At 40.9% G+C, this 15,630-nt stretch carries 13 protein-coding genes, 9 tRNA genes and 2 rRNA genes; 2 read left to right on the top strand and 22 right to left on the bottom strand.

Translation table 11 applies throughout. From position 1 onward, the window contains the following. Positions 1-27 precede the first annotated feature (27 nt). The 3 genes from N0M92_RS20730 to N0M92_RS20720 are packed head-to-tail and all read right to left on the bottom strand — an operon-like array spanning position 28 to position 1,917. Positions 28-762 (bottom strand): WxL domain-containing protein, encoded by a 735-nt coding sequence (locus tag N0M92_RS20730; RefSeq protein ID WP_260287607.1) that lies wholly within the window; start codon positions 760-762, stop codon positions 28-30. Between the two features lie 22 nt (positions 763-784). Then, entirely contained in the window at positions 785-1,555 is a 771-nt protein-coding gene (locus tag N0M92_RS20725) for a WxL domain-containing protein (RefSeq protein ID WP_260287606.1), read from the bottom strand. A gap of 20 nt (positions 1,556-1,575) precedes the next feature. After that, the gene (locus N0M92_RS20720) at positions 1,576-1,917 is read right to left on the bottom strand and encodes an LPXTG cell wall anchor domain-containing protein (protein WP_260287605.1); all 342 of its coding nucleotides are present in this window, start codon (positions 1,915-1,917) and stop codon (positions 1,576-1,578) included. Positions 1,918-2,961: 1,044 nt separating this feature from the next. Here N0M92_RS20720 and N0M92_RS20715 point away from each other — a divergent pair. Then, positions 2,962-4,422, top strand: coding sequence for a helix-turn-helix domain-containing protein (locus tag N0M92_RS20715; RefSeq protein WP_260287603.1), 1,461 nt, complete (start codon positions 2,962-2,964; stop codon positions 4,420-4,422). A 392-nt stretch (positions 4,423-4,814) separates the two neighbouring features. Here N0M92_RS20715 and N0M92_RS20710 read toward each other — a convergent pair whose 3' ends face one another. The 7 genes from N0M92_RS20710 to sigW form a co-directional block, all read right to left on the bottom strand. Next, a complete protein-coding gene (locus tag N0M92_RS20710; protein WP_260287602.1) occupies positions 4,815-5,186 on the bottom strand; it encodes an iron chaperone in 372 nt (123 codons plus the stop codon). A 273-nt stretch (positions 5,187-5,459) separates the two neighbouring features. Then, complete coding sequence (gene glmS, locus N0M92_RS20705; RefSeq protein WP_260287601.1) at positions 5,460-7,262, bottom strand: glutamine--fructose-6-phosphate transaminase (isomerizing); 1,803 nt, start codon at positions 7,260-7,262, stop codon at positions 5,460-5,462. A gap of 451 nt (positions 7,263-7,713) precedes the next feature. Next, positions 7,714-9,063, bottom strand: coding sequence for a phosphoglucosamine mutase (gene glmM / locus N0M92_RS20700; RefSeq protein WP_260287600.1), 1,350 nt, complete (start codon positions 9,061-9,063; stop codon positions 7,714-7,716). Positions 9,064-9,119: 56 nt separating this feature from the next. Next, on the bottom strand, positions 9,120-10,478 hold the full coding sequence (locus N0M92_RS20695; RefSeq protein WP_260287599.1) for a CdaR family protein: 1,359 nt from the start codon (positions 10,476-10,478) through the stop codon (positions 9,120-9,122). Further along, the gene (gene cdaA / locus N0M92_RS20690; RefSeq protein ID WP_137020543.1) at positions 10,471-11,295 is read right to left on the bottom strand and encodes a diadenylate cyclase CdaA; all 825 of its coding nucleotides are present in this window, start codon (positions 11,293-11,295) and stop codon (positions 10,471-10,473) included. The genes N0M92_RS20695 and cdaA overlap by 8 nt, the downstream gene beginning before the upstream one ends. 218 nt (positions 11,296-11,513) lie before the next feature. Next, the gene (locus N0M92_RS20685; protein ID WP_260287598.1) at positions 11,514-12,137 is read right to left on the bottom strand and encodes an anti-sigma factor family protein; all 624 of its coding nucleotides are present in this window, start codon (positions 12,135-12,137) and stop codon (positions 11,514-11,516) included. Between the two features lie 16 nt (positions 12,138-12,153). After that, entirely contained in the window at positions 12,154-12,717 is a 564-nt protein-coding gene (gene sigW / locus N0M92_RS20680) for an RNA polymerase sigma factor SigW (RefSeq protein WP_063236211.1), read from the bottom strand. 172 nt (positions 12,718-12,889) lie between these two features. Between sigW and N0M92_RS20675 the strand changes: the two genes are divergently transcribed. After that, positions 12,890-13,075, top strand: coding sequence for an aspartyl-phosphate phosphatase Spo0E family protein (locus tag N0M92_RS20675; RefSeq protein ID WP_260287597.1), 186 nt, complete (start codon positions 12,890-12,892; stop codon positions 13,073-13,075). A gap of 138 nt (positions 13,076-13,213) precedes the next feature. Here N0M92_RS20675 and rocF read toward each other — a convergent pair whose 3' ends face one another. The 12 genes from rocF to N0M92_RS20615 all read right to left on the bottom strand — a co-directional run. Continuing rightward, the gene (gene rocF / locus N0M92_RS20670) at positions 13,214-14,116 is read right to left on the bottom strand and encodes an arginase (protein ID WP_260287596.1); all 903 of its coding nucleotides are present in this window, start codon (positions 14,114-14,116) and stop codon (positions 13,214-13,216) included. 206 nt (positions 14,117-14,322) lie between these two features. Next, positions 14,323-14,398, bottom strand: a tRNA-Ala gene (locus N0M92_RS20665). A 23-nt stretch (positions 14,399-14,421) separates the two neighbouring features. Continuing rightward, positions 14,422-14,493 (bottom strand) — tRNA-Gly (locus tag N0M92_RS20660). A gap of 3 nt (positions 14,494-14,496) precedes the next feature. Next, positions 14,497-14,571, bottom strand: a tRNA-Gln gene (locus N0M92_RS20655). Between the two features lie 104 nt (positions 14,572-14,675). Next, positions 14,676-14,759: transfer RNA gene (locus N0M92_RS20650), tRNA-Tyr, on the bottom strand. An 18-nt stretch (positions 14,760-14,777) separates the two neighbouring features. Beyond that, positions 14,778-14,853: transfer RNA gene (locus N0M92_RS20645), tRNA-Thr, on the bottom strand. Positions 14,854-14,874: 21 nt separating this feature from the next. Then, positions 14,875-14,950: transfer RNA gene (locus N0M92_RS20640), tRNA-Val, on the bottom strand. 10 nt (positions 14,951-14,960) lie between these two features. Further along, positions 14,961-15,035 (bottom strand) — tRNA-Glu (locus N0M92_RS20635). Between the two features lie 31 nt (positions 15,036-15,066). Then, positions 15,067-15,139 (bottom strand) — tRNA-Thr (locus tag N0M92_RS20630). 3 nt (positions 15,140-15,142) lie between these two features. Next, positions 15,143-15,217: transfer RNA gene (locus N0M92_RS20625), tRNA-Asn, on the bottom strand. 45 nt (positions 15,218-15,262) lie between these two features. Further along, positions 15,263-15,378: ribosomal RNA gene (gene rrf / locus N0M92_RS20620) — 5S ribosomal RNA — on the bottom strand. Positions 15,379-15,453: 75 nt separating this feature from the next. Next, a 23S ribosomal RNA gene (locus N0M92_RS20615) occupies positions 15,454-15,630 on the bottom strand; the annotation flags it as partial.

Here is a 15,630-nt window from a genome sequence, read left to right as displayed (position 1 = left end):
CTTCTCTATGAATGCACCAAGGTCACTTTAATTTGCCGGTGTGTCAGTCAGAATCCAGGTAAGTGTCGTATTATACTCTTTTGCATATTTTGTCGTACTGCCTGGAACGGATAATTGAACACTTTTATCCATGTTGCCATCATCTGCTTTACCAAAACGAGAAACGTAAGTACCGGCACCTTCAGCATCTTTTGCTGCCAGCACTATTGACGGTGTTCCTGGTACTAAGTCGATTTCAGCAGGGACTGTACTTGGTACTGGAGAAGTCGAAGATGTGGTTACATCATTATTCAAGATTTTTATGGCTGCACCATCCAATACATCATTATCAGTGGTTTCAAACTGTGCATCTTGTCGTACTTGTAGTGTCCAGCCTGTTTCAGTACCTCTATTATCACTGACTTGTACATAATTAGGCCGTAACTCCTGCGTGGTCCCTCCTTGGTCATCCGTAATATTGACTTTTTGTGCAGCAGAATTATAAACCATGTCTTGTGTTGTGATTTCCTGAGTGCCAAAATCAAATGATGAAGCGAAATCAATGCTTAATGGACCACTTGTCCCTGGATTTGGAGTAGGTTCCGGGTTAGCCTCTTCACCTGGATTTTCTGGGTCAACTGGAGGTGTAATACCTGTATATGGCGAAAATGTAATGGTACCGCCAGATTCATATTCTCCGCCTTCTGCTGAGGCTCCTTGTCCCGCTATTCCCAAACCTGTGACCAATAACGTTGAAGCAACAAGATATTTTGCAATTTTCATAGTGTACTCCCCTTTTATTAGTTTAGTTATTTGTCGGTGAATCCGTTAAAACCCATGTTAGTTTTGTACTGTATTCGACTGCATCCTTAGGAGTGCTTCCAGGTACGGATAATGTAATCGCAGTATTTTTAGCCTCACCGTCCACATTTTCCACTGTCCCAAAAACATCAAGCCATTTTCCTGCACCAGTATCCTCAGCCGCTGTCATCACTAATGATTCGGCTCCTGAGGGATCTAAGGTGATATCGGAAGCGGTAGGCGCAGTTACATTTTCCATATTTGTTACTGGCTCACCATCAGTGAATTTTATTTCAGCTCCTATCAGAATAGGGTTCAGTGTAGCATCGTTTTCAAATTGGCCTTCCTGTTTCACTTTTAAAGTCCAGCCTGCATTGCTCCCGCGATTATCCGAAATCTGAACATAATTGGCTCTGTTTTCCTGAGTGACTGCACCTAGATCATCTGTGACGTTAACTTTCTGGGGCGCTGCATAATATACTTGATCCACGTTTGAAATTTCATTTTCGCCAAAGTCTAAACTTGAAGCGAAGTCAATACTTAATGGACCATTCGTTCCTGGATTTGGATCCGTACCATCCGGATTTTCAGGTTTCACCTCTTTATCTGGATCATTCGGGTCAACCGGCTTCGTGATTCCTGTATACGGTTTGAACTTCACTGTACTAGAGGAATTATGCTCCCCTCCATCTGCCGCAAATGCCAAAATTGAACCGCCTAAAATTAGTGATGTTGCTAAAGCCGAGCCTGTAAGTACTTTCAACCGTTTTTTCAATGTATTTCCCTCCATGACTTTTATTTATCTATAACTCTTAATGACTTTCTTTGTAAAAGAAAGAAAGCTAACAAAATTACTAGAGCTCCCAAAAACATATTTTGAGTGCTCGATTGATAACCCGTTTGGGGTAATTTTTCAAGCCCTGCATCATTTGATGCCCCATTTTCATTTGATCCATTTCCAGATACACCTGATTCGGGGGATTTATTACTGTCAGAATCTTTTTTATGAATATATTCTCCATAAAACCCTACATTTGAGTCAGAACCATATGAACTGCTTGATTCGGCATGTACATTTGAAAAATTCATTCCAAGTAAAACTATTAATATACTTAAATATATAATTGGTTTTTTCACATTCCACCCTCCTTCAATCATTTGGTGGACTTTCTTCCATTGCCATAAAAATGATTCCATTTAGATTCAAAATAAGATGGTCCTAAAAGACTATCCCAGAAAAACCTGAGATTTTCCGGTTATTAAAATCCACTACCGACCCTTGTGAAGAATAAGACCTTGTTCGACATTCTGTCCGTTTGTTTGGCTTCCTGTTATTTTTCACCTCTAATCCTGTAGAAAATTCCCATTATTGATCCTCCATTGTTGTTCCACTTTCTATCCGTTTGTTTGGCTTCCCATTATTTCTCACCTCTAATCCTCTAGAAATTTTTCATGATGCCGCAGGGTTTCTACAACCCATAATAATTACAGTTCATCGCGATATACAAGAGAATGAAGTGTTCATATTTAGTACCTTAATTAAGCATTTTTCGAAAAATGCCAACTATCCAATCGCTGATATTCGAATCAATAATCGGATTTTTTCAAATTCGGTTATTGTTAAGTACAATATATGAACTCTGAAAAGATACCGCTTACCATGGACGGAATACCTTTCAAGTTCATACTCCGTTCTTCCTAAAGCACAATATTCACTTTTTAAGCCATCACATTACGATACTCACCATTTTTATCCCGATACCATTAATCAGGTACGGCATTTGATTTCATTATTAGCCATTGAAGCCGATTAAAAAGCATGATTGTGCAGTACATGATCTTTGATCTCGAGGCCCAGTTTCCTAAATATGTAAGTTCTAGTATTACACCATGTACCATAATCTCATTTCATATTTTCCGCAAACATTAAAAAAAACCGATAAATTAGCTGACGGTTCATTGCTTTTTATATGGTTTTAATGTCATTGAAAAGTGGGGTGTTTCCATTTTTGTGGCAATAAATGAAAAGAATGAAAAGAATGAAAGGTAGTTTCATTGATAATATTATATTATTTTGCCATTGTAGAAGTAGATGTTTCTGGTATAAAAGGAGTGGGTAATAAGAATCACAAAAGGCGATTGGAGTTTTTATAACGTTTTAGAGTGAGGGGAAGTGATTGGATGTATAACTTTTTAGATCGTTCAGTTTATCAAAAAGTACGGATTTTAATCTACTTGCATTCAATAAATCAATTTTGTTCCATTTCTGATATCGCAAAAAGCTTAAAGGCATCAGATAGGACCATCCTAAAATTTATTGACGAACTAAAACATGACTTGAAAGAAATTGGACCAGAAGCAGAAATCATTGAACGTGAGCATAAAAACTTTTATTTAAAGACAGAGGATAATTTCTCAATCAAATCGGTCGAGAGGCGGTATTTAGAACATTCTTTAACGTATAAGGCGTGTGATCAGATATTCTATAACAAGTTTGGTGACATACATGCCTTCTCAAAAAAGAATTATACAAGCTATGCATCCATGTACAGACGAATCAATAAAATTAAACCGCTTTTAGATCAGTTCAAATTACAGTATACAACACAGCATATGGCGACTTTCAATGGTACGGAAAAGCAATTTCGATATTTCTTTTACTTGTTTTATTGGAATTCATGCTGGGGCGAGGTTTGGCCATTCTCATCTGTCAACAGGGAGCAAATCCTTGGGATGCTAAAAGGAGACAGGGAAAACATCCCTGAGCATGTGTTGTATTGGCTGGCCATATCCCTCACTAGAGCTAAGTTGGGGTTCATCATTGAAGAAGATCCCACCTATGAATCATTCACGAAACATCATCATTTATTTAAATCATTTTCAAGATTGGCAGAACCTCTATTTAAAGAGTTAACAATATTAACGGAAGAGCAAATCACTTTAGAAATCATGTTTTCCTTTACTGTAATTAGTTGTTTTGAATTTTATGATAAAAAAAATCCCCAAATCAGTTTAATCATGAATTTTGCCCAGCATCATAACCAAGATCTTTTTGTACAAACGACCATACACTGGTTGGAATCTTTCATGGAATTCTTTTCGATGGAAATTGACGCGGAAGAGTATGGTGCCTTGTTTGCCAATCTATTATACCTTCATTACTATACTCAGATTTTTGATGGGCCTACCTTTCTATTTAAAGAGGATCCATATAAGATAGCTTTTGAACAGGATTCCCCTAATCAAGTGGAATTAATGAACCGTTTCTATGATCAACTTGCCAAGAAAAAGACGCTTTCGAGAATATTGAAACATCGGGAGAGATTATTGGGTAGGTATCACGGATTACTGAAGCGCACAATTAATTTTAAAGTGGACAACAAGCCAATCAAGATTAAAATCTTTTCAATCCTGGAAGGAAATCCAAGCGAATATATCATTAATCAAATAAAAAGGATATCCAGTCATATTCAACTCTGTAACGAAGGTGAACATCCTGATTTAATAATCACTGATCGCTTATATATGTCTATTGAAAAATATGATGCAAAAGTATTTGTGTGGAGTTCCGTTCCAAAAAGAATTGATTTTGAGAGACTTAGAGACTGTATTGAGAGAATGCGCTTGAATAAATCACCATAACTATCGGTTTTTTCAAGCTTTTGTAATTAAAGAGAGGAAATCAGCACAATCATGCACCGGAATAATCAGGAGTACAGAGAAAGAAAATCGTAATCTACACTTAAACACTGTCTTGCCTTGGAAGACTATGTCCTTCAATTGCCATTAACTCCATTAATAAAGCTGACCTGGCATGGGCGTGCTTATTTAGTCTATCCATCGCGAAAAAGATCATTGATATGCATGTGGGAATATATCCGTGAACTCGCAAAGGGTTAGCATCCTGCTTCCCATTTCATGAAGAGATTCGTGATTCGATAAAAACAGCTGCAATGGCAGCTGTTTTGAAATCTATTTGTTGGTTTAGTTAAAGTTTGATTAAAATTAATTTCACTCTAAATAATCCGATTTTTTTATTTCCGCCAAAAAGTTGAACAGTCTGCCTTATCCAAAATATTAAACTCGATCATTCTCTCAAGTAATGAGTAATCAACCGGACGATCCCACTTGATACGCACCAACTGCTTGGTGTGATCATAGCCAGCCTGCACGATTTCATCAGAGAAATGATTAATCCCTGCTATTTCAGGGGCCACAGCCAAATGATGTTTGGCTACACTAAAGCCAATGATATATGTGCCATGATCGGTAAACATAGGCTGATTCCACGCGATTTTCGGAATTAAATTTGGATATTTGTTAATTACCCAAGCCAAAACTTCTTCCGTTCTGTCCCGATGTTGCGGGTCATCAATCTTCGCTAAAAATTCTTCAAAAACTTCCATGTCATTCTCTCCTAAAATTGAAAATTTTTTTGAATAATGTCATTTTCCCCTCATCCGTATCATAATCAATATGTATTAAACGACTTTATTTACACTGCACACCGATTCCTCGGCCTTCCTTAATCCACTTTTCAATGTTAGATGTTCTTTTTCTTTTCGACATAAAAAAACACCCTTTGGCTAATCATAGCCAAAGGGGTGAAGCTTCGCAACTCTTTATAAACAGTTAATCTTTATTTAGATCTACATAACATACATTGCATTCATTCCGACTTACTCAACCGTTACACTTTTCGCAAGATTACGTGGTTTATCCACGTCACATTCACGGTGCAAGGCTGCGTAGTAAGCAATGAGCTGCAGCGGGATAACAGAGATAAGGGGTGTTAATAGTTCATTCACTTCCGGGATGACGAAACGGTCATCCTCTTCTTCAAGCCCCTTCATGGAAATGATGCAAGGGTTTGCGCCACGGGCAACCACTTCCTTTACATTACCACGGATGCTTAGGTTGACGCCTGCTTGCGTAGCAAGGGCTATGACAGGTGTACCATCTTCAATCAAGGCGATCGTTCCATGTTTAAGCTCTCCGCCAGCAAAGCCTTCAGCCTGGATGTATGAAATCTCCTTCAGCTTAAGAGCCCCTTCAAGCACAACATAGTAGTCAAGGGAACGGCCAATGAAGAAGCAATTTCTCGTAACGGACAAGTATTCACGGGCAATGTCTTCCATCTCTTCTTTCGAATCACATAGGGCTTCCATTGCTGTCGCAACGATTCCAAGCTCTTTTACAAGGTCGAAATCATACTCCATGTTACGGAATTGGCCAGTTACATTTGCTAAGATGGATAAGACTGCAACTTGAGCTGTGTAGGCCTTTGTGGAGGCTACGGCAATTTCAGGGCCAGCATGCAGCAAGAGCGTATAATCCGCTTCACGTGACAATGTAGAGCCAGGTACGTTCGTGATGGTCAGGGCTTTATGACCAAGCGCTTTGATGGACACTAACACGGCACGGCTATCTGCAGTTTCACCACTTTGTGAAATGAAGATGAATAGCGGTTTTTTCGATAATAACGGCATATTGTAAGTGAATTCCGATGCCACATGGACCTCAACCGGAATTTCAGTCATTTTTTCGATGAATTGCTTACCAATCAACCCTGCATGATAGCTGGTTCCGCAAGCGATGATATAAATACGGTCAGCCTCACTTACGGCTTCAGTAATGCTATAATCGATTGCAAGTTTACCTTCTTCATTTTGGTATGCTTGAATGATTTTACGTATGACAGCTGGCTGCTCGTCGACTTCTTTAAGCATATAGTGCGGATACGTACCTTTTTCAATATCACTTGCATCCAATTCAGCAGTGTACGGAGCACGCATGACTTCTTCGTTGGAAAGGTTCTTGATCGTTACCTTTTCTTTTGTCACGATTACCATTTCCTTATCCATCAGTTCAAGGAATTGATCTGTGACTTGCAACATGGCCATTGCATCAGAAGCGACAACGTTAAAGTCCTTTCCGACACCGATTAGCAGCGGGCTTTTATTTTTTGCGACTAAGATGGTTTCATCATTTTCAGCATCCAATAGGGCAATGGCATATGAGCCCTCCAAAAGAGTGAGTGTTTGACGGAACGCCTCTTCCACTTCCATGCCCTCGTTCACGAACTTCTCTATGAGTTGAACGATGACTTCCGTATCCGTTTCGCTTTTAAAGGCAACATCCTTCAAATATTCACGTTTTAGAATCGCATAGTTTTCTATGACCCCATTATGAACTAAAGTCAATCGACCTGAATTACTTTGGTGAGGATGGGCATTTTCACGGCTTGGCACACCATGGGTGGCCCAACGCGTATGTCCTATTCCGGTATGTGCCATAGTAGTTTCATCGACGGCTCCGCGTAAGTCTGCGATTCTTCCCTTTTCCTTAAAGATTGTAACGCCTGCTTCATTTCTCACAGCAATCCCTGAAGAGTCATAACCGCGGTATTCAAGCTTTTCAAGACCTTTTAATAAAATTTCCTTTGCATCGTTAAGTCCAATATATCCAACAATTCCACACATAATTTCTGTTCCTCCAACCGATTCGAGGGAACAGGAATGCACGGGGGCATCCCTGCCCCCTCATCTCTGATATATATTTTTTATAAAGGAAATGCTTTAAAGCACTTTTTCCCTTTGTGCATTTCCAACCCTTTGTGCAGTAAGTTGCCCTACTGTTTTAAGATTGGAATTACTGCGGCTGTGCACTTCAGCCGGGAGGTATCCGCCGATCATTCGATAAACCTCCTCCTCGTCAACTAAGCCATTTCTCGTCCAGACTTAGTTCAGGCGCTTTTATGAATCCGTTCCTTGTCTACCCTCCTTTTCATGACAACGATTGTTGTAAATCAGGATAATCATACCTTAAACAAGGGACATAGGTCAATTCTTTATTACCAAGACCTATAAAAAGAACTTCTTTATAAAAAATATGCATAAAAGGAAATTTCGTTCCTTTTATGCATAGGATTAGTTATTCATTCATACCCATTTCCGCTCTTACCACTGCGACGATGCGCTCTACATAATTAGTGCATTCGTCAGCTGTCGGTGCTTCAGCCATTACACGGACTAGCGGTTCAGTACCGGATGGTCTCACCAAAATACGACCGTTCCCGTTCATTTCCGCTTCGACTGCCTTGATGACTTCCTGTACCTTTTCATTATCGGTTACAGCATGTTTATCGGTAACTCTGACATTGATCAGCGTTTGTGGATATTTCTTCATCTCGCCAGCGAGCTCCGATAAGGTTTTTTTGGTGTCACTCATGATGTTCACAAGCTGCAGGCCCGTCAATAAGCCATCGCCTGTCGTGTTATAATCCAGGAAGATGATATGTCCGGATTGTTCGCCGCCAAGGTTATAGCCGCCCTTTCGCATCTCCTCGACCACATAGCGATCCCCCACCGCCGTCTGGGCGCTTTGTATACCATGCTCTTCAAGACCTTTATAAAAACCAAGGTTGCTCATGATCGTAGAAACCACTGTTCCCTGTTTCAGACGGTTATTTTCTTTTAAGTATTTCGCACAGATATACATGATTTGGTCGCCGTCCACTATATTCCCTTTTTCATCTATCGCAATGACTCTGTCACCGTCACCATCGAATGCAAGTCCTACATCCGCACCTTTTTCTTTTAAGAATTCAGCAAGTGCCTCAGGGTGGGTGGAACCTACCTTATCATTAATGTTCAAGCCATTGGGCGATGCTCCCATCGTAGAGATGTCTGCATCAAGATCTGCAAACAAATGCATGGCCAAGGCAGATGTCGCCCCATGTGCACAATCAAGAGCAACATGAATGCCTGTAAAATCTTCATCCACTGATTGTTTCAAGTACTGGAGATACTTTTGCCCTCCTTCGAAATAATCGTTCAAATGGCCTAAATCCCCGCCTACAGGGCGTGGAAGTTCATCCTTTTCCATATCTAATAGTGTTTCAATTTCCGCTTCTTGATCATCTGATAACTTAAACCCATCCGGTCCAAAGAATTTAATCCCATTATCCGCTACTGGATTATGAGAAGCGGAAATCATGACACCTGCTTCAGCACTTAAAGCCTTTGTTAAATAGGCAACTCCCGGTGTCGAAATGACACCCAGGCGCATCACTTCAGCTCCAATGGATAAAAGACCGGCAACAAGCGCACCTTCCAGCATTTCACCTGAAATTCGAGTATCGCGTCCTATCAGCACTTTGGGTTTTTCTGTATTTCTAGTAAGCACGTAGCCACCAAAACGGCCTAGTTTAAATGCCAACTCCGGTGTTAATTCGCTATTCGCTATACCCCTGACTCCGTCTGTTCCAAAATATTTACCCATCTTTATCGCTCCTTCTTCGAATCGTTACTGAATTTAATGATGATGTTAAAGGAAGGTTATGTCTCTTCGTCTTTCTGTGTGATGGTGACCGAAATCGTTTTAGAATCCAGTTCCCATTCCACTCCCTCAGGCACTGTTACCGCCAAATCCACATCATGCGTACCTTCATCTAAATTACTCACATCTACTGTAAGATTAATGTCGTCTTTAGTTATTTTCTTCAAATCATCCGCCTCACCAAGCAAAGTGATGCTAGTTACATCGGATTCCAATTCGGCATTTTTGTCATCCTGTATGCCCACAGGCACTATTTGTATATTGTTGAAGGTTTTAGACTCTATGGCAGCCGGTTCATCTTCTTTCTCTTCTTCTTCGACTACTTGTTCTTCTTGTTTTTGTTCGGTTTCTGGTTTTTCCTCTTCTACGACTGGCTCTGTATTCTCTTCGTCCACATCAACTTTCTCTGTACGAATCTTGACCTTTGCTTTACCCAAGGACATTTTTTGTACACTTTCCGGTTTATCAAGATCGAGTTCCAGTTCTGTATCACCATCAATTTTCGAGATATTTACAGGAAGATTTACTACATCTATTTTCTCAAGGTCCGTTTCCGAACCAAATAAGGTGACCTCTTTCGGGTCGACACTCATACTCGTGATCCTGATGCCATCCTTTGCCTTGCCAGTTTGCTTCGGTGCTATCGACACCGTCTTGGAAGGAATGCTCACTTTTAAGGAAACTGAAACAGTAGATGGCTCGATCGTCACATCCAGCTTATTCAAGTCCCTGTCCAGGGCTTTTACGGTTGCCTTGCCGTTCACCGTTTCGTTAAGCCCCTTACTTATTTCAAGGTTTGCCTTTACATAGGAAATTTGTTCAATCGCATCTTTAGCACCCGTTATTTTGACAGTTTTCGGGCTGACTGTTGGCTGGCCAGCGGTATATCCCTCTTCAAGTAAAGAGCTATTATACTCGGCTTCAACGGAGAATTCCTTCGTCACCCGTTCCTGAACGTTAACTTCTGCATATTCCGGATCGATCGTTGCCACTAACTTTTCATTCAAATCACTTATTTTAAATGTGACAGTTCTGTCCCCCATTGAGATTGCAGGATCGGAAAGGTCCACATACACTTTAAAGTCCCTTTGGTTTTTCGCATTTATCAATAAGCTTTTTGCTCCCTTTAGAGTAACATCAACCGTCTCCGGCACTCCGCTCACCACTAGATTCTCACGGTCATAGTACACTTCGACCGGTACATTTTCAATGGTCTCCGTGCTGATTTCAGGGGCAGTCGATAAACCGAGGGATTTCTTATCTGACTCCATCTCAAAGTTAATGGAAATGAACAAAAGTGCCGCCAAGGCAAAAGCTACGATTCTCATAAACCAAGCACTATTGGTGTATTTATCCATTCTTTTTCCCCCTCCAGTTAAAGATGCTTGAGGAAGTTGATTTGATGTTTTCCACTACCAGTTCACTTGTAAGCATGGCCTTAAATGATTCTTGATTCAAATCGCGGTAAAGTTCCCCGTTTTTAGTGACGGATATCCCCCCCGTTTCCTCTGAAACGACAATCGTAAGACTATCCGTAACTTCACTCATGCCTATGGCTGCCCTATGCCGCGTTCCAAGTTCCTTTGATATGAATGGACTCTCTGATAATGGCAAATAGCAAGCTGCAGCCGCCACCTGGTTATTTTGTAAAATAACTGCGCCATCATGGAGCGGCGTATTAGGGATGAAGATATTAATGAGCAGTTCTGAAGAAATATAGGATTTTAGAGGTATCCCCGTTTCAACATAATCCCCTAGCTCCGTTCCTTTTTCTATCGTAATCAAGGCTCCGATCCGCCTTTTTGCCATATAGGTGGACGCCTTTAGGATTTCTTCTACTAAACGCTCTTGCTGATTCTCTTCCGGAACGGTGCCCCTTGCAAAGAGCTTCCCGCGTCCTAATTGTTCAAGTGCCCTTCTCAGTTCAGGTTGAAAAATGACGAGAATCGCCAATACTCCCCAATTCATGACTTGTGCCATTAACCATCCGAGTGTATTGAAACCAAACAGGTTGCTTAAGCTTTTTACAATGACAATTACAAAAATTCCTTTTAGCAGCTGAATAGCCTTCGTACCCCGAATAATAGTTAACAATTTATATATCACAAACCATACAAGGAGAATATCAATGAAATTTACTACATAGTCCCAAACAGTCAAGTTGGTTAAAGACATGTTGTTTCCTCCAGTCAGTATTACTCCAAATACAAATTACAATCTTTATACGATAACCTTAATAGTATACCATTTTTTAAATGATACATCTAAAAACTAGTGTGAGAAATTTACATAGGAAAAACGAATCATGTAAAAGGGTCCCCTTCCCTTAAAAAATAAAGCTGAGCGAAGTCACCGTAAATGAAAAAACGGTGCCCTCTCCCAGCTTCTATTCCTTATTCCTTTTTCTCCTCTTTAGCAGGAACCAACGAGGTTGCAGTATCCTTTACTTTATACCACATCCACTCAAAAGCTTGGTCAATAACATGGATGCTTCCAGTCACGTTCCCTGCTTTAGACATATATTTATGCCCATTTATGACTGTCACATCTCCCTCTACTTCACCATCTATTTGAATGTTACCATTTTGAACTACCACATTCCCTTTGATTGTCTCACCCTCAGGCACAATCACCGTTTCACCTTCGACCACTAAGTTAGGCTGCTTTGATACTGAAAAATGTTCGTCCTGATTATAAGTGGAAAAAACAGATCCTGTCATCAATATGATGAACATCGCTGCCGCTGTCATGAAGGGATGGCTTTTGAACCAACGTTTGGCACCTGTTGTTTTCGTTTCCTTCGGCAATTGAGCCATAACCTTTGCTGTAAAGTCATCCGGGGCCTTTATATGGGAAGTGCTTTGTACAAGAGCAACCGCCTTTTTCATTTCATGAAAGTACTCCCGGCATTCAGCACAGTTATGCAAGTGCTCCCGTAAAACTTCTTTATGCTCCGGTTTGATGTCCTCATCTAAATAATCATGCATATATTCAATGATTTCCTCATGGCAGTTCATTTTTCTCACCTTCTTTTTATAAATGGCGTAGTTGTTTACGCAAGGCTTCCCGACCACGATGTATCCTCGTCTTAACCGTACCGACCGGCAAATCGAGTATTTCACTGATTTCCTTTAGGGATAACTCTTCAATATACTTCAATACGATTACCGATCGGTATTTCTCGGGCAATTTCATTATTTCCACTTGAATGGTTTCCTGTAGTTCTAAAGATTCAACCTCTTCCTCGGGTTTCGCCATATCCGATGCAATTTGGGAATACATATTCAATCCCTCTGTTCCTGCCACCTCTGCATCTAAATAGTAATCCGGTTTTTTCTTGCGAAGCCGGTCAATGCAAAGATTGGTCGCAATCCGGTATAACCATGTAGAAAATTTCATTTGTATATTGAAACTTCGAATATTCACGTAGGCCCTTACAAAGGCCTCTTGTGCCAAATCTTCTGCTTCTTGCCTGTTTCCGAGCATCCTGAAACATATTTGGAACACTTTGTCCTTGTATATTTCGACAATTTCCCCAAATGCATTATGGTCTCCTTTTAATACTTGATTAATTCTCTCTTTAATGAGTGCATCCATTTTCCGGTATTACCCCCGCTCATGCGGCTATACGATTACTACGAATCGTAAGCTGAAAGGTTTCAAAAATTTAATACATTAATTTTAACAAAGTTTTACATTTTATGTTTAAGAAAAAAAAAACAGGGCTATATAGTAAGAAATTGTAAAATTTAAGGGAGTGTTTCTCTATATGACTGCAGAACAAATTTTAGTCCATATTGAACAATACAGACAGCAAATGATGTTTTTGGCTTCCCGTTCTTCGATGGTGGATAATGAAGTTGTTGAAGTTAGCAATAAACTGGATTCTTTAATCATCCAATACATCCATTTAACTAAAAATGGAGATCTCAATAACAGAAGTGCCCTCAAGTGAATATGGATTTACGATTGCAACCAATTATCTATAGATATGTTCCTGTTACATATGCCCTAGTAAATAAACCTACGTCTTCTAGCATATAAAAAACAGTAACCCATTACAAGCCGGTTACTGTTTCTTTTATTTTTTCAGTTATAATAATTTTTCTCCAAATAGCGAACCCATTAGTGCCACGGCAACGATCGCCGTCTTATTCCGTTCATCTAAAATTGGATTCACTTCAACGAATTCAGCTGATGTAATCAAGTTGGATTCCGCAAGCAATTCCATGGCCAAATGACTTTCCCGATAACTTATACCGCCAATCACCGGTGTCCCCACTCCGGGTGCATCTGCTGGGTCAACTCCATCCAAATCCAATGACAGGTGGACGCCATCCGTTCTTTCCCTTAAATAATCAATGCATTCTTCCATGACCCTTGTCATTCCCATGCGGTCGATCTCATGCATCGTGAATACTTTAATCCCTTTCTCACGGATAAGTTCTTTTTCGCCTTCATCCAATGACCTTGCTCCAATTATTACGATGTTTTCCGGTTTCACTTTTGGAGCAAAACCATGGATATTGATTAGGTCCGGATGTCCAAGCCCAATACTGACAGCTAGGGGCATACCGTGTATATTCCCTGATGGTGAAGTATCCTCCGTATTTAAATCCCCATGTGCGTCGTACCAAATCACACCCACATTTTCATAGTGCTTTGCGACTCCTGCCAGTGTACCTATAGCTATGGAATGGTCTCCTCCCAATACAAGCGGAAAAGAACCCCCTTCTATTATTTCATCAACTTTTGTTGCTAACAGGGAGTTACCCTTCGCTACAAGCTGTAGGTTTTTTAGATTTGTCCCAGGCTCATCTGCGTTTTCAGGACGCCCTACAATGATATCTCCTAAGTCCTCTACTTCTATATTCAACTTTTCAAGACGCTCGATAATCTCAGCGCAGCGAATGGCACTAGGTCCCATATCCACCCCGCGCCTTGCTTGACCAAGGTCCATAGGCAGTCCGATGACGGAAATTTTCTGAATAGACATGCAATTCCCCCTTTTCATCATTTTATATCGTATATGCCGGTTGGTTCAACTCGACATTCTCATGTATAAAGATGCACGTTCCTATTACATATGTTATTTGTGAAATAAGATTTTTCTGGAGATTAGCTTACCCAAACATGTCTTAAACAAAAAAAAGTCTTAAACCACTTTTGGCTTAAGACGTAAGTTTTGGTGTATGTAGTTGATGGTGGAGCCTAGCGGGATCGAACCGCTGACCTCCTGCGTGCAAGGCAGGCGCTCTCCCAGCTGAGCTAAGGCCCCTTTAAGGGATTTAAAATTTATTAAGCGGAAGACGGGATTCGAACCCGCGACCCCAACCTTGGCAAGGTTGTATTCTACCACTGAACTACTTCCGCAAATGGCTGGGCTAGAAGGGATCGAACCTTCGCATGACGGAATCAAAATCCGTTGCCTTACCGCTTGGCTATAGCCCAATATATGATATGCAATGATTAATGTTCAACAAAATAAAAAGGTGGTAATCATATATTTCCCCAATACAGAGAATATATAACTAATCCACAGGATTTTATTAAAATGGTGGAGGGGGGCAGATTCGAACTGCCGAACCCGAAGGAGCGGATTTACAGTCCGCCGCGTTTAGCCACTTCGCTACCCCTCCGCAATATATGGTTGTAAGTGGTGCCGGCAAGAGGACTTGAACCCCCAACCTACTGATTACAAGTCAGTTGCTCTACCAGTTGAGCTACACCGGCAAGTAAAGAATGAAATGGTAATGGTGGAGGATGACGGGATCGAACCGCCGACCCTCTGCTTGTAAGGCAGATGCTCTCCCAGCTGAGCTAATCCTCCGGATTTAAAATGGTGACCCGTACGGGATTCGAACCCGTGTTACCGCCGTGAAAGGGCGGTGTCTTAACCGCTTGACCAACGGGCCGATCTGTTTTGCGTTCATAGATAGATTGGGAAGCTCCCAAGCGGATTCGAACCGCTGACCTCTTCCTTACCATGGAAGTGCTCTACCTACTGAGCTATGGAAGCATATGGCTCCGCAGGTAGGACTCGAACCTACGACCGTTCGGTTAACAGCCGAATGCTCTACCACTGAGCTACTGCGGAATAATATAATGTTTCCTAAAACCCATTTAAAGATTTAAATGAATAGCCTGGCAACGTCCTACTCTCACAGGGGGAAACCCCCAACTACCATCGGCGCTGAAGAACTTAACTTCCGTGTTCGGAATGGGAACGGGTGTGACCTCTTCGCCATCACTGCCAGACTATATTCATTTTTTGAAGAATTTTCATTCCTTCAAAACTAGATAATAAGAAGGTATTTCATTTTTTTTAAAGCGTTGGTTAAGTCCTCGATCTATTAGTATCAGTCAGCTCCACATGTCGCCACGCTTCCACCTCTGACCTATCAACCTGATCATCTTTCAGGGATCTTACTAGCTTGCGCCATGGGAAATCTCATCTTGAGGGGGGCTTCATGCTTAGATGCTTTCAGCACTTATCCCGTCCGCACGTAG

It is taken from the genome of Peribacillus aracenensis (genome assembly GCF_025175645.1).
In the GTDB taxonomy this organism is placed as follows: Bacteria; Bacillota; Bacilli; order Bacillales; family DSM-1321; genus Peribacillus; species Peribacillus aracenensis.
The sequence above is the reverse complement of the archived record's forward strand: the minus strand, read 5'-3'. Positions and strand labels throughout refer to the sequence as shown.